This window comes from Pseudomonas umsongensis (assembly GCF_002236105.1).
GTDB lineage: Bacteria > Pseudomonadota > Gammaproteobacteria > Pseudomonadales > Pseudomonadaceae > Aquipseudomonas > Aquipseudomonas umsongensis.
The window spans coordinates 2,216,340-2,232,345 of the sequence record NZ_NIWU01000001.1 but is presented as its reverse complement, the minus strand read 5'-3'; the positions used below and the strand labels follow the sequence as shown (position 1 = coordinate 2,232,345).

The 16,006-nt window shown below is 60.7% G+C and carries 15 protein-coding genes; 6 read left to right on the top strand and 9 right to left on the bottom strand.

Annotated features, from left to right (window positions below; genetic code table 11):
• Positions 1-50 precede the first annotated feature (50 nt).
• Together PSUM_RS10130 and PSUM_RS10125 are read right to left on the bottom strand one after the other, a co-directional pair.
• Entirely contained in the window at positions 51-512 is a 462-nt protein-coding gene (locus tag PSUM_RS10130) for a MarR family winged helix-turn-helix transcriptional regulator (protein ID WP_020800394.1), read from the bottom strand.
• Positions 513-581: 69 nt separating this feature from the next.
• Positions 582-1,538: a LysR family transcriptional regulator gene (locus tag PSUM_RS10125; RefSeq protein WP_020800395.1), complete on the bottom strand. Its 957-nt coding sequence runs from the start codon at positions 1,536-1,538 to the stop codon at positions 582-584.
• 112 nt (positions 1,539-1,650) lie between these two features.
• Between PSUM_RS10125 and PSUM_RS10120 the strand changes: the two genes are divergently transcribed.
• Positions 1,651-2,400 (top strand): sulfite exporter TauE/SafE family protein, encoded by a 750-nt coding sequence (locus PSUM_RS10120; protein ID WP_020800396.1) that lies wholly within the window; start codon positions 1,651-1,653, stop codon positions 2,398-2,400.
• Here the strand turns inward: PSUM_RS10120 and PSUM_RS10115 are convergent.
• Positions 2,390-3,244, bottom strand: a complete 855-nt coding sequence (locus PSUM_RS10115) for a LysR substrate-binding domain-containing protein (RefSeq protein WP_020800397.1) — start codon at positions 3,242-3,244, stop codon at positions 2,390-2,392. The two genes, PSUM_RS10120 and PSUM_RS10115, sit on opposite strands and share 11 nt — an antisense overlap.
• 95 nt (positions 3,245-3,339) lie before the next feature.
• On the opposite strand from PSUM_RS10115, the gene PSUM_RS10110 reads away from it, so the two are divergent.
• From PSUM_RS10110 to PSUM_RS10100, 3 genes are all read left to right on the top strand, one after another.
• Entirely contained in the window at positions 3,340-3,561 is a 222-nt protein-coding gene (locus PSUM_RS10110; protein ID WP_020800398.1) for a DUF1127 domain-containing protein, read from the top strand.
• Between the two features lie 162 nt (positions 3,562-3,723).
• Entirely contained in the window at positions 3,724-3,963 is a 240-nt protein-coding gene (locus PSUM_RS10105) for a DUF1127 domain-containing protein (RefSeq protein WP_020800399.1), read from the top strand.
• A 67-nt stretch (positions 3,964-4,030) separates the two neighbouring features.
• Complete coding sequence (locus tag PSUM_RS10100; RefSeq protein WP_083349444.1) at positions 4,031-5,260, top strand: winged helix-turn-helix domain-containing protein; 1,230 nt, start codon at positions 4,031-4,033, stop codon at positions 5,258-5,260.
• Between the two features lie 104 nt (positions 5,261-5,364).
• Here PSUM_RS10100 and PSUM_RS10095 read toward each other — a convergent pair whose 3' ends face one another.
• Complete coding sequence (locus tag PSUM_RS10095; protein WP_033041859.1) at positions 5,365-6,711, bottom strand: class II 3-deoxy-7-phosphoheptulonate synthase; 1,347 nt, start codon at positions 6,709-6,711, stop codon at positions 5,365-5,367.
• 159 nt (positions 6,712-6,870) lie between these two features.
• On the opposite strand from PSUM_RS10095, the gene PSUM_RS10090 reads away from it, so the two are divergent.
• Complete coding sequence (locus tag PSUM_RS10090; RefSeq protein ID WP_020800402.1) at positions 6,871-7,626, top strand: spermidine synthase; 756 nt, start codon at positions 6,871-6,873, stop codon at positions 7,624-7,626.
• A 99-nt stretch (positions 7,627-7,725) separates the two neighbouring features.
• On the opposite strand, the gene PSUM_RS10085 is transcribed toward PSUM_RS10090, so the two are convergent.
• Complete coding sequence (locus tag PSUM_RS10085) at positions 7,726-8,517, bottom strand: crotonase/enoyl-CoA hydratase family protein (protein ID WP_020800403.1); 792 nt, start codon at positions 8,515-8,517, stop codon at positions 7,726-7,728.
• Positions 8,518-8,937: 420 nt separating this feature from the next.
• Here PSUM_RS10085 and PSUM_RS10075 point away from each other — a divergent pair, with 420 nt between their 5' ends.
• On the top strand, positions 8,938-10,611 hold the full coding sequence (locus PSUM_RS10075; RefSeq protein ID WP_020800404.1) for a DEAD/DEAH box helicase: 1,674 nt from the start codon (positions 8,938-8,940) through the stop codon (positions 10,609-10,611).
• A 217-nt stretch (positions 10,612-10,828) separates the two neighbouring features.
• Here PSUM_RS10075 and PSUM_RS10070 read toward each other — a convergent pair whose 3' ends face one another.
• From PSUM_RS10070 to PSUM_RS10060, 4 genes are all read right to left on the bottom strand, one after another.
• Positions 10,829-12,985, bottom strand: coding sequence for a mechanosensitive ion channel family protein (locus PSUM_RS10070; protein WP_083349443.1), 2,157 nt, complete (start codon positions 12,983-12,985; stop codon positions 10,829-10,831).
• A 77-nt stretch (positions 12,986-13,062) separates the two neighbouring features.
• On the bottom strand, positions 13,063-13,239 hold the full coding sequence (locus tag PSUM_RS31835; protein ID WP_008056983.1) for a hypothetical protein: 177 nt from the start codon (positions 13,237-13,239) through the stop codon (positions 13,063-13,065).
• Between the two features lie 184 nt (positions 13,240-13,423).
• Complete coding sequence (locus tag PSUM_RS10065; RefSeq protein WP_046817960.1) at positions 13,424-14,713, bottom strand: M18 family aminopeptidase; 1,290 nt, start codon at positions 14,711-14,713, stop codon at positions 13,424-13,426.
• Between the two features lie 88 nt (positions 14,714-14,801).
• On the bottom strand, positions 14,802-15,893 hold the full coding sequence (locus PSUM_RS10060) for a hypothetical protein (RefSeq protein WP_020800409.1): 1,092 nt from the start codon (positions 15,891-15,893) through the stop codon (positions 14,802-14,804).
• Between the last annotated feature and the right edge of the window lie 113 nt (positions 15,894-16,006).

Below are 16,006 nucleotides of genomic sequence, written 5' to 3'. Positions count from 1 at the left end.
TCGCGAGCAGGCTCGCTCCCACAGGGGAGGATTTTCGGGAGGTTTGAAAATCAGAGGCTGTCTTGCAGATGCCGGCGCAGTTCCTGAAGTTCTGCCTGGAGTTTCTGCAAACGTTCCAGCGTCATGCCGCTGGCACCGAGGATGCATTGCGGAATGTCACGGGCCTTGTCGCGCAAGGCGCGGCCTTGTTCGGTGAGTTCGACGATCACCACGCGCTCGTCCTCACGGCTGCGGGTGCGGCTGAGCAGACCCTCGGCCTCCAGACGCTTGAGCAGTGGCGTGAGCGAGCCGGGATCGGTCAACAGGCGCGCACTGATTTCACCTACGGTCAAACCGTCCTTCTCCCACAGCACCATCATCGCCAGGTATTGCGGATAGGTCAGGCCCAGCGCCTGCAGCAAGGGCTTGTAGACCTTGGTCATCATCAGCGAAGTGGAATGCAGGGCGAAACAGGCCTGGTTGTCGAGCAGCAGGTCGTCGCAGTTGTCCGGGGTGTCGCGCTTGGTGGTCATTGGGAAACCTTGATCAGTGATCTTCATGAATCTAGCGGGCAAATCTTTAACGCGCCAGACAATTCTTGGCTAGTGCCGTCCCAGATGGGTTTGCAGCTCCAGGTCCCAGGGCGGAATGGGGCTGAAACGGGTTTTCAGGTATTCCAGGAGAAGGCGACTGCGGGAGTTGGGTTGTTGCTGCAGTCGCAAGGCGTAGATCCCGGAGCTTTCCGGCTTTGGCAGGCCGTTCTCGCAGAACAACGGCAGCAGTTCGCCGCGCAACAGGTATTCGCTGACGAGCCAGGTCGGCAAGTGGGCAATGCCCAGGCCGGCCAGTGCGCTGGAGATCAACGCTTCGGCATTGTTGGCGCTCATGCGCACGCGCGACGGCCGATGCAATTGCATCTGGCCGTTCCGTTCAAAGCGCCAGGCGAAGGGAGGGGCCAGGCCGGCCCAGTCCAGGCCATCATGCTCGACCAGTTGCGCCGGATCATTCGGCACGCCGCGGCGTTGCAAGTAGGCGGGACTGGCGCAGGCAATGCGAACCATGCTCGCCAGCGGCGTGGCCACCAACCGGGTATCGGCCAATTGCCCGGCGCGCAACACCAGGTCGACCTTGCCCAGGTTCAAGCCCTGCATGTCGACAAAGCTGTCGATCAACTGCAATTGCACGTCGAGGCCGGGATAGAGCAGCAGGAAATCGGCAATCACCGGTGCCAGGTGACGCCGCCCGAACGCGGCCGGTGCGTCGATACGAATCAGGCCTTCCGGAGCACTGCTCAGGGACACCGCTTCGGCCCGGGCCAGGCGCAATTCAGCGACGATCCTGCGTGCGCGCTCAGCGAACGCCATGCCCGCAGGCGTCGCGCGCACCGCATGGGTGCTGCGTATGAACAATTGGCTGCCGACGGCGCCTTCCAGACTGTCAATGCGCCGTGCCACAGCCGAGGGCGTCAGTGGATGACGGCGTGACGCGGCGGAAAAACTGCCGGTTTCCAGAACGTCGAGAAACAGGCCCAGTTGATCGGTCAGTTGGTTGGGATTCATGAGTGGCTCGATGCTTGTGCGAGTTTGGCATAGCCATTGTGCGTTGCTGTGCGTTTCGCCGCCAGAACCAGTTGCGTAGGATGAATCGCCTGACGTTTGGGAGAGATACACAGTGATTGAGTTTGTGCTGTACCTGGTTTTCGGCGCCGCCTTGGGAACACTCGGCGGCCTCTTTGGCATCGGCGGGGGATTGATCGCCATTCCTATGCTGGGCGTGTTATTCGGTCTCGATCAGCAGATTGCCCAAGGTACGGCGTTGGTGATGGTGGTGCCGAACGTGATGCTGGCGCTGTGGCGCTACCACCAGCGCAACAAGATCGAGTTGCGCTACGCGCTGCCGCTGGCCTCGATGGGCTTTTGCTTCGCCTGGCTTGGATCGATCTGGGCGGTGGGTATCGATGCACAAAGCATGCGCATCGGTTTTGTCGCGTTCCTGATCGCGTTGTGCGCCTACAACCTGGTGCGGATGTTCTTCACCAGTGCAGCGCCTTCAACGCAGATGAACCATTCCTGGCCATGGCTCGGCGTGCTCGGTGCCGCATCCGGCACCATGGGCGGGCTGTTTGGCGTGGGCGGGGCGGTGGTGGCCACACCGGTGTTGACCAGCGTGTTCGGCACTACACAGGTGGTTGCCCAAGGGTTGTCCCTGGCACTGGCACTGCCGAGCACCGGTGTGACGCTGGTCACCTATGGCGTCCATCACCAGGTGAACTGGATGATCGGTGTGCCACTGGCGATCGGCGGGCTGATGAGTATCAGTTGGGGCGTGAAGATCGCCCACAGCCTGCCGGAGCGCCTGTTGCGCGCCTTGTTTTGCGGCTTCCTGCTGTGCTGTGCGGTCATGCTTGTGTTTAAAGCTTGAAGCCTTCGACGATATGCTCTGCCAGGCACTCGGTGATCGGTGACGGATTATGCAGGTTGCGCACCAGCATGATGCTGGCCTCGGGTAGCACTGGCAGGTCCTCGGCTTCACCCAGGATGCGCATGTCCGCGGTGATCAGGCTTTCAAGCTGCGCGGTGACAGCCAGGCCAGCGCTGACGACCGCCATGATCGCCGACAGACTGTCGCTGTTATACGCCACGCGATAATCGCGCCCTTGGGCATCAAGGGCGTTACAGGCCCACATCCGGCAGAAGCAATCAGTGTTGAACATCGCCAGGCGCAACGGCGTCTGCTCGTGGGCGCTGTAGCATTGCGCCTCGGCCCAGACCAAACGCTCCTTGCGCAACAACTGGCCGATTTCGCTGCCCGGTTCACGGGTGACGATGGACAGGTCGAGATCCTGGCGCATCAGCAGTTGTTTTGATGATTCACAATGCACTTCGATCTGGATCAGCGGATAGGATTGGGCAAACTGACGCAGGATCCCCGGCAGAAAACGCATCACGTAGTCGTCCGGGGTGCCAATGCGAACCGTACCGACCATGTGTGGCTCGCGCAGCGTGTTGAATACTTCGCTGTGCAGCTTGAGGATACGCCGCGCATAACCCAGCAGTACCTGGCCTTCGGCCGTGAGCCGCACCTGGCGTCCGTCGCGCTGGAACAATTGGCGCTGCAGCACATCTTCTTCCAGCCGCTTCATCTGCATGCTGACGGCTGACTGGGTACGGTTGACCAATTCACCGGCACGAGTGAAGCCCCCCTGGTCAGCGATGGCGACAAAGGTACGCAGCACTTCGGTATCGATACTCGGGTAGGCGGACATTCATCAATCTCCGAGATGGTTACCATCAGAAACATTCGTTGGATTGATCTTAGACCTGGGCAGAGACTTGAGCCATCCAAACGGAGGGCAACAAGATGAAAGGTCATCATGAAATTCACGGCACTGAAAAACATTCGGTTCACCTGATATCCGACCTGTTGCACAAGTTCAGTCGCTGGTACGAACTGCACCGTGAGCGCGAAATGCTGGCGAGCATGAGTGATGAGGCGTTGAAGGACATCGGCTTGAGTCGTGCCGACGTCGCCCACGAAGCTGAACTGCACTTCTGGCAAGACCCGATGAGCAATGGAAAATAGGCTCGACGACCCATGGAAATGTCCTGTCACTACCCCATTATCCCGGCCAAACCCCGGGCTGATGGGGTAGGCGCGAGTCCGAAACAGATGGTCATAGAGCTTTGCTGGAGCCTGGTTCTGCGCTGGCCGAAGATCCCCTCCCCAACATTGAGGAGTGGTGTCATGGAACGACAAGGCATTGAACGAAAGCGTGCGAGGCATGGCGTGCGCGATGCGCTGCTCAGGCTCCGACAGCCCGTTTGGGCGGTGGTCACGCAATTGCAGCGCTGGCGCAAACTGAACAGGGATCGAACCGAGTTGGCGCGACTGAGCGACGAGTGCCTGCGTGATATTGGCTTGAGTCGAGCCGATGTCCGCAGGGAGTCTGCCCGGCCATTCTGGAATGATCCTCTCAAGCGATGAGGCGTTGGTAGTGGCGTTTTTCCCGCCTGCCGCTAAGGTGGGAAGACCCTTGCCGAAGAGTCGCCAGATGCCTGCATCCCTGTCTTTTTCCTTGAAGCAAGCCAGACGCCTGGCGCTGACCGCACAAGGTTTTGTCGGGCGCCAGCCCCCTGTTCCGGTCAAGCCTGCCAGGATCAATCGATTGATCGAGCGCCTGGGCATTTTGCAGATCGACTCGGTCAATGCGCTGGTGCGTTCGCACTACCTGCCGCTGTTTTCCCGGCTTGGCCAGTATCGCGCCGACCTGCTAGATCAAGCCGCCTGGAGCCAGGGACGACAGCGTACCTTGTTCGAATACTGGGGGCATGAAGCGTCCTTGCTGCCCTTGTCGATGTACCCATTGATGCGCTGGCGCATGCAGCGGGCAAGCCGTGGCGAAGATATTTATCAGCAACTGGCGCGTTTCGGTCGTGAGCAGCAGGACACGGTTCGCCGGGTGCTGGCCTGCGTTCAGGAGCAGGGCGCGTTGGGCGCTGGCAGCCTGTCGACTCGCCAGGAACGGGCAGGGCCCTGGTGGGACTGTAGTGCGGAAAAGCATGCACTGGAATGGCTGTTCGCCGCCGGTGAAGTGACAGTGGCAGGCAGGCGCGGCTTCGAACGCCTCTACGACCTGCCGGAGCGGGTTATTCCTTTTGCAATACTGGCCCAGCCGCTGCTGAGCGAGGCTGAGGCCCAGCGCGGGCTGATACGGCATGCTGCGTCGGCCTTGGGCGTCGGCACCGAGAAAGATCTGAGAGACTATTTTCGCTTGGGTCCTGGGGACAGTCGTCCGCGCCTGGCGGAGTTGGTCGAGGCAGGCGAGTTGCTCTGCTGCGAAGTCGAGGGCTGGCGGCAACCTGCCTATTGCCTGCCTGAGCCAAAGGTGCGGCGCAAGGTCGAGGCCAGTGCCTTGCTTTCACCGTTCGACTCACTGATCTGGGAGCGCAGCCGTACCGAGCGGCTGTTTGATTTTCGCTACCGGCTGGAGATCTACACGCCGCCGGACAAGCGGATCTATGGCTATTACGTCCTGCCGTTTTTGCACAATGAACGGATTGCCGCGCGGGTTGACCTGCGTGCCGAGAGGGCGGCCGGGCGGTTGGCGGTGCATGCGGTACATGAGGAAGCGTCGGGGCTGGATGACGAGGGGATGTTGGCGTTGGCGGTGAATTTGCGGCGGATGGCGGATTGGCTGGGACTGGCGCAGGTCCAGTTGAATTGCCCGCGGGCGAGTGCGGCAAGATTGCGGGTGGCATTGGCCAGTATTGATGGTGCCTGAGCCGACCCCTTCGCGAGCAGGCTCGCTCCCACAGTAAACCGAGTTGCCCTGTAGGACGCGGTCCACTGTGGGAGCGAGCCTGCTCGCGAAGAATTCAGCGCTGTTTAACGCCGAACCTGCTTCAATGTCTCAGCAATCAAAAACGCCAATTCCAGCGACTGATCGGCATTCATTCGCGGGTCGCAATGCGTATGGTAGCGATCCGACAAACCGTCCTCGGTGATCGGCCGCGCTCCACCGATGCACTCGGTGACATTCTGACCGGTCATTTCGATGTGGATGCCACCGGCGTAACTGCCCTCGGCTTCGTGAACCTGGAAGAACTGCTTCACCTCGCCAAGGATCTGCGCAAAGTCGCGAGTCTTGTAGCCACTACTGGCCTTGATCGTGTTGCCGTGCATCGGATCGGAACTCCAGAGCACCTGCCGGCCTTCTTGCTGCACGGCGCGGATCAGTTGCGGCAAATGATCGCCAACCTTGTTCGCGCCCATGCGGGCGATCAGGTTCAGGCGCCCCGGATCGTTGTCGGGGTTGAGCACGTCGATCAGGCGAATCAGCTCCTCGGGATTCATGCTCGGGCCGACCTTGACCCCGATCGGATTATTCACCCCGCGCAGGAATTCGACATGCGCGCCATCGAGTTGGCGGGTGCGATCGCCGATCCATAGCATGTGGGCCGAACAGTCGTAATAGTCGTTGGTCAGGCTGTCGCGACGGACAAAGGCTTCCTCGTAATTGAGCAGCAGCGCTTCGTGGGCGGTGAAAAAACTTGTTTCGCGCAGTTGCGGCGAGCTGTCCATACCACAGGCGCGCATGAACGCCAGTGTTTCATCAATGCGGTCGGCGAGGTGGCTGTATTTTTCCGCGAGGGCCGAGTTGGCGATGAAGTCCAGGTTCCACTTGTGTACCTGGTGCAAGTCGGCAAACCCGCCCTGGGCGAAGGCGCGCAGCAGGTTGAGGGTGGCGGTGGACTGGTGGTACGACTGCAGCAGGCGTTCCGGGTCCGGTACGCGGCTTTTTTCATCGAAACCGATGCCGTTGACGATATCGCCACGGTAGGCCGGCAATGTCACGCCGTCGATGGTCTCGTCGTTAGCCGAGCGAGGCTTGGCGAACTGTCCGGCCATGCGCCCGACCTTGACCACCGGGCAGCCGGCCGCGAAAGTCATGACAATGGCCATTTGCAGCAGCACCTTGAAGGTGTCGCGGATTTTCGCAGCGGAAAACTCGGCGAAACTTTCGGCGCAATCGCCGCCCTGCAGCAAAAACGCTCGTCCCTGGGTCACTTCGGCGAACTGACGGCGCAATTCCCGGGCTTCCCCGGCAAACACCAGCGGCGGGTAGCTGGCCAGGGTCTGCTCGACGTGCTGCAGATGCGCCGCGTCGGGGTATTGGGGTTGTTGCTGGATCGGCAGGGCGCGCCAGCTGTCAGGGCTCCAGGGTTGGCTCATCATGATCTCTAGTGTTTTCCGCTCGGACGACCATGTTATCAGCAATTAGTGCGTGACCTGTTCCCGTCGATTCGCGGACAATCGCGCCTTTGCCGCTTCCGCTGCGGTTTATCGCGTTGCTGTTTGCCCAAGAAGGCCCGGCAACGATCAGGAGACGAAATGACTGAGGAGCGCGTCGAGCATCTGCTCGCCGAGGTGCAGGACGAATATGGCGTGATTCGCGTGCTGGAAGTGGCCGATTACCGCTTCCTCGAATTCGGTGATGCCATCGAACAAAGTTGCGTGTTCACGGCCGATCCGAGCTGGCTCGAGTACGACTATACCCGGGCGATGCTGATCGGTGCGCTGTGCCATGAGCAGCCGGAAAGCGCGCTGTTCCTGGGGCTTGGCGCCGGAACGCTGACCCAGGCCTGCCTCAAGTTCCTGCCCCTGGAGGATGTCGAAGCCATCGAACTGCGCCCGGATGTGCCGCGCCTGGCCATCGAGTACCTGGGGCTGGACGACGACCCGCGCCTGTATATCCGCGTGGGCGATGCGCTTGAGCTGCTCGACACCGCCGAGCCTGCGGACCTGATTTTTGTCGATCTCTACACCGACGTCGGCCCGGGTGTCGGGCATCTGGCCTGGACCTTCCTGGAGAACTGTCAGAAGCGCCTGAATCCGGGAGGCTGGCTGGTGATCAACCAATGGGCCACCGACGATGGCAAGCCACTGGGCGCCGCGTTGCTGCGCGGGCTCTACCATCGGCATTACTGGGAGCTGCCGGTGAAGGAGGGCAACGTGATCCTGATCGTGCCGTCGGAACTGGATCAGGCGCTGGACATGGAAAGCCTGACCGCACGGGCCGAAGCATTGGCGCCGCGGTTGGGGTATTCGTTGCAGTCGCTGATCAAGGCGATTCGCCCGGCGACCTGAGAACACAAATCCCCGTGTAGGAGCTGCCGCAGGCTACGATCTCTTGATTTTGTTTTTTTAAGATCAAAAGATCGCAGCCTGCGGCAGCTCCTACAGGGGTCAACAACCTTTGAAAATTCCGGGCCGGCGCTCCACCAGTGACCGCACACCCTCCTGTGCATCCTCGCTGGCCAGTAATTTCTTCACCAGCGCCGGCAATCCCTGCGCCGCGGCCGTTTCCCCTTCATAACGGGCCTGCCGGGCAGACATCAGCGTTGCCTGAACCCCCAACGGCGCCTGCCGGGCAATGCGTTCGGCCAGTTCAATCGCCCGCGGCAGCAAATCCTCGCTTGCCATGACTTCCTGCACCAGGCCCAGGTGCAAGGCATCATGGGCATCGAATTCGTCGCCGGTCAGCATCCAGCGCATGGCATTGCCCCACCCGGCCACCTGATGCAGGCGCAAGGTGGCACCACCGAAGGGGAAGATGCCGCGTTGCACCTCCATTTGCGCAAAGCGGGTGTTGCTGGCGCACAGGTTGATATCGGCGGCCAGCATCAACTCGATGCCGATGGTCAGGCAGTAGCCCTGGGCGGCGACGATCACCGGTTTGCTGACCCTGGGCCCGGCGAAGACCCCCCACGGGTCGCAGCCACCGGGTGGGGCTTGCCAGCCTTCGGTCAGTGCCGCGCTGGCGCTGACCAGGTCCAGGCCGGCGGTAAAATGATCGCCATGCCCGAAGACCACGGCCACCCGTGCTTCGCTGTCAGCTTCGAATTCACCGTAGGCCAGGCTCAACTCGTTGAGCAGGTCGATATCAAAGGCGTTGCGCTTGGCCACCCGGTCCAGCCCGATCAACAGGACATGACCACGCTTTTCCCGACTCACACGGCTGGTATTGAGCTCTTTCATGGTGCATTTCCTCGAGCGGCTGAGGGCGCGCAGACTCAAGGTCTGTGGCGGGTGGGTGAACCGTTTTAGCGTCATCGCCCGCAGGGCAGGGCCTTTGAAAAGTAGACGCTCGAGCGATTATCCGCAAAGCCTGCGATAGAACGCCGTGCGCGGGAGTTTTGCGATAAAAAAAGCTCCCTTTTTCGGCAAATTCCGGTATAGTGCGCGCCGGCCTTTAGCCGGGCCGCGTTTAGGTGGCGCAATTCCCCGAAGTCAGATTCGGTTGCACGTTCGCCCAGCGAACTCTTCCTAAACGATTCTTTCATTCATTCGTTTTCGCAAATCCCCGCCGACAAAGCTGCCAGGGCGACTCTTGAGTCTCAACACGGCATGCGCAGCTTTGGAGCATGGGTCTTTGCGGATGCACTTAGAGGCAGACCCATGACCCAGGAAATCGGCGGCTTCGCCGCTCTTGAACTTCACCCTAATATTGTCGCTGCAGTAGTCGCTACCGGCTATGAAGAGCCTTCGGCCATTCAGCAGCAGTCGATCCCGATCATTCTCGCCGGTCACGATATGATTGGCCAGGCGCAAACCGGTACCGGTAAAACCGCTGCCTTTGCCCTGCCTATCCTGCACCGCATTGATCCGTCCAAGCGCGAGCCGCAAGCTCTGATCCTGGCCCCAACTCGTGAGTTGGCGCTACAAGTTGCAACCGCTTTCGAAACCTACGCCAAGCAAATGCCGGGCGTAACTGTTGTGGCTGTCTACGGCGGCGCGCCGATGGGCCCACAATTGAAAGCAATCCGTAATGGCGCACAGATCGTTGTCGCCACTCCGGGCCGTCTGTGCGACCACCTGCGTCGCGACGAAAAAGTTCTGGCGACCGTGAACCACCTGGTTCTCGACGAAGCAGACGAAATGCTCAAGCTGGGCTTCATGGACGACCTGGAAGTCATCTTCAAGGCCATGCCGGAAACCCGTCAGACCGTACTGTTCTCGGCCACCTTGCCTCAATCGATTCGTGCCATCGCTGAGCGCCACCTGCGCGATCCGAAGCACGTCAAGATCCAGAGCAAGACCCAGACCGTTACCGCGATCGAGCAGGCTCACCTGCTGGTTCACGCTGACCAGAAGACTTCCGCCGTTCTCAGCTTGCTGGAAGTGGAAGACTTCGACGCCCTGATCATGTTCGTGCGCACCAAGCAAGCGACCCTGGACCTGGCCAGCGCCCTGGAAGCCAAAGGCTACAAAGCCGCTGCGCTGAACGGTGACATTGCCCAGAACCAGCGTGAGCGCGTGATCGACTCCCTCAAGGATGGCCGTCTGGACATCGTTGTGGCGACCGACGTTGCCGCTCGTGGCCTGGACGTTCCGCGCATCACTCACGTGTTCAACGTCGACATGCCGTACGATCCGGAATCCTACGTTCACCGTATCGGTCGTACCGGCCGTGCCGGTCGCGAAGGTCGTGCATTGCTGCTGGTGACTCCACGTGAGCGCCGCATGCTGCAAGTGATCGAGCGTGTAACCGGTCAGAAGGTTGCTGAAGTTCGCCTGCCGGACGCTCAAGCCGTTCTGGATGCGCGCATCAAGAAACTGACCAACAGCCTGTCGCCGCTGGTGGCTGAAGCCGAATCGACCCACGGTGATCTGCTCGATCGCCTGACCGCCGACATCGGTTGCAGCCCGCGTGCCCTGGCCGCAGCCTTGCTGCGCAAGGCAACCAACGGTCAAGCGCTGAACCTGGCCGCTATCGAGAAAGAGCGTCCACTGGTGCCGAACAATGCACCGCGTGGCGATCGTCCAGAGCGTTCCGGTGATCGTCCTGAGCGTGGTGACCGCGAGCGTCGCGCACCGATCCCTCTGGCCGAAGGCCGTGCTCGTTGCCGTACCGCGCTGGGTGCGCGTGATGGTATCGCTGCCAAGAACCTGCTGGGCGCGATCCTCAACGAAGGTGGTCTGGCGCGTGAAGCCATCGGTCGCATCCAGGTGCGTGACAGCTTCAGCCTCGTCGAACTGCCGGAAGACGGTCTTGAGAAGTTGCTGAGCAAGCTGAAGGACACTCGCGTTGCCGGTAAGCAGTTGAAGCTGCGTCGCTACCGCGAAGATTGATCCGCCCACGGGCTGATTGATCGAACATAAAAAATCCCCGACTGGTTCGGGGATTTTTTATGCCTGTGATTTGTTGTTGTTGTTGTAGGAGCAGCCGGTCGACGCTCGAATGCTCGCGATGGTGGTCAACGAAAACGCTGGCTGTCTGACACCCCGCGCTGCCTGATCCTCCATCGCGAGCATTCGAGCGTCGACTGGCTGCTCCTACATTATGGGGTTATTCGGCAGTTGGCCCGCCGCCCGCCGTCACCACCTGAATGCTCATGCGCGGTGTCGCCAGGTCCAGTCCGGCTTCATCCAGATGCCGTTTGAGCGACAGGTTGAATGCCCGTGAAACTTCCCATTGCTTGATCGGAGCGGTCTTGAATCGAGCCCGCAGAATCGCGTTGCCGGACTCGAAGCTCTCCACGCCCTGAAACTCCAGGGGCGACCAGATATTGCGTCGTTGCAGCGGGTCGGTGCGCATTTTCTGGCCGACGTCGCGCATCAGCTTGATCGCATTGTCGATGTCCATGCTGGCAGGCACCGCGACCCGGAATATCGCGTAGCCAAATTCCCGGGAGTAATTCTTGATGCTCTTGATTTCGCTGAACGGAATGGTGTGGACGATGCCGTCGATGTCCCGGAGACGCACGGTGCGAATGGTCAGGCCCTCGACGGTGCCCAGATGGCCGCCGACGTCCACGTAGTCGTCGATGGCCAGGGAGTCTTCGATGATGATGAACAGGCCGGTGATCAGGTCGGCGACCAGCGATTGGGCGCCAAAACCGATGGCCAGGCCGATCACGCCGGCACCGGCCAGCAGTGGCGTAACGTTCATGCCCATGTTCGCCAGGGCGACGATCAGCGCGATGATGAAAATCGCCACGAACAGCACGTTGCGGATCAGCGGCATCATGGTCTGTGCGCGGGCGTTGGCCAGGCCCTTGCGAGAGCGGGTGAGGGCGTGATGCACGGCGGTGTCGCTGAGGATCCAGATCAGCCAGGCAAAGATCAGTGTGCCAATAAGGCTGAACAGCTTGACGCTGACCTCATGTCCTTCACCTTCGGTGAAGCCGATCAGTGACATGCCCCACACCCGCAGGCCCAGTTCGATGAATGCCAGCCATACCACTAGATGGGCCAGGGTATAGAAGAAGTTTTTCAGGCGTTCCGAATACAGCGCGTGACGCTTTGCGCCGCGTTGCGGTTTGAGGGCGTGGCGGCGCACCAGGCCATTGATGACCATGCACAACACCAGCAACACGGTGCAGATCAGCGACTGGCGCAGCGCGGTGCTGGTGTCGCCTGCCGAGACGAAGGTGGCGAACAGCGAGATCCCCACCAGCACCAGTGCCGGTACAAACCAGAAGGTGCCGAGAATTTCGATGGTGTCGCTGAGGGCGCGGCGGGTCAGGCGCCGGGACAGTGGCTGATTGCGGATCAAGTGGGCAATCGGGCGCCGGAAACGCAGGATGAACAGCCCCGTGGACAACGCCGCCAACACATTGGCCACCGTCGCCGCCGTGTGCGCCAGGTGTACGCCAAGGCTTTCAACCAGGCGTGGGTCGCTCAAGGCCTCACCAAAAGCGGCGAAACTGCCGATCAACCATAGCGGTCGGAAGGCCTGGTGCCGCAGGATGTACAGGGCCCGGTGACGGTGCGGGCCGTCGAGCAGGGAAAAGGCAATCACGCAGATTGCTGAGAAACAGGTGCCGACCACCAGTGCATAGGCCAACACCATGGCGAGGCTTTTACCGAGTGACGATGGCAGGGCGTAACTCATGTAGACCGTGATGACCAAGGCAATCAACCACGGCCCCAGCTTGCGCAGGGCAAAGCGCAGCATATCCACGGCCCGGGGGTGTTGCGGCAATTCCTCGGTCAGGCCGAAGCGCATCCGTACCCGATGGCTGACCCAGATCAGCACCGCCGCCAGCAGGCTCCAGACCATCAGGATCATGGCAAAGGCGAAGATGATCGGCAGCCACTCGCTGGCCGGCAGCACCAGTGCCGCCAATTCATCCTTGGCCAGATCGAATTCGGCGGACCAGCGAGTGATTGGGCTGTCGGCGCCGGAGAATTGCTTTTCGAAACTGGCCAGGGTCCCGCCGATCAGGCCCAGCACGCCTTCCTCGGCGACCGGTTGGGCTTTTTTTGTGGCGTCGCGCAGCCTCTTCAGATCAGCCAGCAGCTTGCTGCGCTGCTGATCGTTCTCCAGCGACTTGATGACTTCGTCGAGGGATTGCCCAAGGGGTTCCTGCGCCTCGGGTTGGGTTTTTGCCGGGCTGCCAAGCAGGCCCGGCAACCCGACGGCCTGGGCAGGCGCTGACGCCATCAGGGTCATCAGGCAGATAAGGAAAAGACATGGCAGGGCGAACAGGCGAGCGAACACTAGGCGGTCAACCTCGAAATGGGCAGATCGACCGAGTGTACGAGCCCGTCAAAACCAATGCGAGCGGGGTGGGGATTTTATTCGTTGAGTTTGGCGAGGATCTTGAAGATCACCGTGGCCAGGATCAGCAGCATGCCGAGCCACATGGCGAGCACGCCGGCGTTCTTGTCGCGAAAATTGAAACCGACTGCCAACATGATCATCCCGATAAGAATGGGGATGAGCATGGCGTGAAATGAGGACATCGTGATCATGGCGACTGCCTTGTCAAAGGAGTGGTTAAAGTCTAGGTGGCATTTTGCAGGCTGCTGTCTGTAGGAGCGAGCATGCTCGCGATGGACGCCAACGAAATCGCTGGCCGTCTGACACCTCGCGGTGCTTGTGCCTCCATCGCGAGCATGCTCGCTCCTACAGATAAAGATGCAGATTCATGCGCGGTTACGGCAATTCGCGGCAGGCGTAGAACGCACTGAGCACCTTTACCAGGTGCGCCAGGTCATGGCTGCCGCACAGTTCGCGGATCGAATGCATGGCGAAGGTCGGCAGGCCGATGTCCACGGTACGCACCCCAAGGTGGCTGGCGGTGATTGGGCCGATGGTCGAGCCGCAACCCATGTCGCTGCGCACCACGAAGCTCTGCACCGGCACTTCTTCGGCCATGCACAGGTGACGGAAGAACCCGGCGGTTTCGCTGTTGGTGGCGTAGCGCTGGTTGCTGTTGACCTTGATCACAGGGCCGGCGTTGAGTTTCGGGCCGTGATTGGCATCGTGCTTGTCGGCGTAGTTGGGGTGCACGCCGTGGGCGTTGTCGGCCGAGACCAGCAGTGATTTCTGAATGGTGCGTACGAATTCATCGCCTTCTGGCAGCAGGCGGCGCAATGTCTGCTCCAGCATCGGACCGTCGGCGCCACAGGCCGAGCAGGATCCGACTTCCTCGTGGTCATTGCAGACCAGGACGCACGTTTCGTCGGTGTCCGTGGTCAGCAGCGCTTGCAGGCCGGCATAGCATGACAGCAGGTTGTCCAGGCGCGCGCCGGCGATGAAATCACCATGCAGGCCAATGACGGCCGCGCTTTGGGTGTCGTAGAAGCTCAATTCGTAATCCAGCACGACATCGGCGTTCAGGCCGTGTTCGCGGGCCAGTTGGTCGGTGAGCACGGCGCGGAAATCCACGCGCTCGTCCCCGGCGAATTGCGCAAGTACCGGGGGCAGTTCGGTCTGGGCGTTGATCGCCCAGCCCATGTTGGCTTCACGATTGAGGTGAATGGCCAGGTTGGGGATGATCGCGATCGGCGCCTTGAAGTCGATCAGCTGGCTTTCGACCTTTCCATCACGACGGAAGGTGACGCGGCCGGCCAGGGACAGGTCGCGGTCGAACCAGGGAGCCAGCAGGGCGCCTCCATAGACTTCGACGCCCAATTGCCAGAAACCCTGGCGTTGCAGTTCCGGCTGAGGCTTGACCCGCAGGCACGGGCTGTCGGTGTGGGCACCGACCAGGCGAATGCCGCCGTGCAGTGGCGAGTGCCGGCCCATCTTGATCGCGACGATCGAGGAGTCGTTACGGGTGACGTAGTAGCGACCATTGGCTTCGGTGTTCCATGGCTCGCGTTCGTCCAGGCGTTGGAAGCCCGCCGCTTCCAGACGCTGAACAAGGCTGGCGGTGGCATGAAACGGGGTAGGGGAGGCCTTGAGGAAATCGATCAGGCCTTGGTTCAACTCTTCGCGCATAAGTAGCTCCAGACAGCAATGACGCCAGTTTAACGTATTGGCCCGGTGCGTTGGACAAGAGCTTGCAGCACCGGGCCTGGCCGGGCGCTCAATGGGTCATTCGCTCGCGCAGGTAGGCAATGATGGTTTGTTCGTCGCTGGACTTGGCTGGCCGCGGCAGATGTTTTGGCCAGCGACCCTTGTCCGTGCCGAAAAACCTTTTCTGTTTGTCTTCATCCCAGCGCAGGATTTCGCGGGAGGCGGACTCCCACCATTCATGGCGGCACACTTCGTAGTAAGGATGTTCGGGCGCCGCGCTTCCATAGAGTAGGTCACGACCGACCTTTTTCACGCTCTTGCGCTTGTTGCGCAGCTTCCACTTGATGCGCAGGCGCTGCCAGGGTGAGGGCACGGGCTTGCAGCGCGGGACTTCTGTGCACAGCGCTGGCAGCTCGGCACGGAACTGCTCGCCATGGCGGGAGAAAAAATGCTTCTGCATGGCATGGAAGAAGCGTTTTTCCGCGAAGTAGTGATAGACGAACTTCTTTGCTTCCTGAACGGGTTGGTTGCGCATCGCGAACGACAGGGCGATTTGCTCGATGGTGTGGATATCGAATGAGTCTCGGGTCCATTCATCGATCAGGCGGATTGATTCATCGAGCAACCGCGTATCACCGTCGGTGACACCGCACAGCCCGCTGTTATACAGCTTGAAACTGTTGTTGGCCGAGATGCCATGGGTTTGCAGGCAGCGGCCGAGCTTGACGTAGTCCGGGCGTTCGCAGACGTAGCTCCAGTCGTACTCGAAACGGTCCATGACATAACGCCCGGGCGCGATGCGGTCGAAGACGCGATGCGGCGATTCCAGGAACAGTGTATCGGTGTCGACGAACAGCGTCTTTTGCGCAAGCTTCAGCCCTTGGGCAATGGCGCAGGCCTTGCGTCGATGGTGATAGCCGTTTTCGCCCTGCCACTGGGTCATGGTCTGCTCGTTCAGGGCGATCGTGTCCACCGGCCAGCCAGCATAATCTTCCGGGCGATCGGTCATGACCCTGATGCACAATGACTCGCCCCGTTTGAGTTGCGACAGGGCGGTGAGCATGCTGAATTTGGCTTCGCGCCGGTAGACATCCTGGTTGCCATAGATGAGGTAGAGCAACTGGTGCGGTGTTTTTTCCAGGGGGGGCAGCGCTTCGCGCATAAGTAGCTCCAGGCAACAGAAGCGCGAGTTTACCGTATTGGCCTGGGGCAATGCAGGCGCGCTGTTGTCAGCAAATGTTGTAACGACAAATGAAAAGCGCCCTTCATTGCAAG

Bases quoted from the DNA above. Each gene is read 5' to 3' on its own strand.
- PSUM_RS10060 (WP_020800409.1), bottom strand. From the start codon at position 15,893: ATGCGCGAAGCGCTGCCCCCCCTGGAAAAAACACCGCACCAGTTGCTC.
- PSUM_RS10090 (WP_020800402.1), top strand. From the start codon at position 6,871: ATGACTGAGGAGCGCGTCGAGCATCTGCTCGCCGAGGTGCAGGACGAA.
- PSUM_RS10110 (WP_020800398.1), top strand. From the start codon at position 3,340: ATGAAAGGTCATCATGAAATTCACGGCACTGAAAAACATTCGGTTCAC.
- PSUM_RS10095 (WP_033041859.1), bottom strand. From the start codon at position 6,711: ATGAGCCAACCCTGGAGCCCTGACAGCTGGCGCGCCCTGCCGATCCAG.
- PSUM_RS10075 (WP_020800404.1), top strand. From the start codon at position 8,938: ATGACCCAGGAAATCGGCGGCTTCGCCGCTCTTGAACTTCACCCTAAT.
- PSUM_RS10130 (WP_020800394.1), bottom strand. From the start codon at position 512: ATGACCACCAAGCGCGACACCCCGGACAACTGCGACGACCTGCTGCTC.
- PSUM_RS10105 (WP_020800399.1), top strand. From the start codon at position 3,724: ATGGAACGACAAGGCATTGAACGAAAGCGTGCGAGGCATGGCGTGCGC.
- PSUM_RS10085 (WP_020800403.1), bottom strand. From the start codon at position 8,517: ATGAAAGAGCTCAATACCAGCCGTGTGAGTCGGGAAAAGCGTGGTCAT.
- PSUM_RS31835 (WP_008056983.1), bottom strand. From the start codon at position 13,239: ATGATCACGATGTCCTCATTTCACGCCATGCTCATCCCCATTCTTATC.
- PSUM_RS10115 (WP_020800397.1), bottom strand. From the start codon at position 3,244: ATGTCCGCCTACCCGAGTATCGATACCGAAGTGCTGCGTACCTTTGTC.
- PSUM_RS10125 (WP_020800395.1), bottom strand. From the start codon at position 1,538: ATGAATCCCAACCAACTGACCGATCAACTGGGCCTGTTTCTCGACGTT.
- PSUM_RS10065 (WP_046817960.1), bottom strand. From the start codon at position 14,713: ATGCGCGAAGAGTTGAACCAAGGCCTGATCGATTTCCTCAAGGCCTCC.
- PSUM_RS10100 (WP_083349444.1), top strand. From the start codon at position 4,031: ATGCCTGCATCCCTGTCTTTTTCCTTGAAGCAAGCCAGACGCCTGGCG.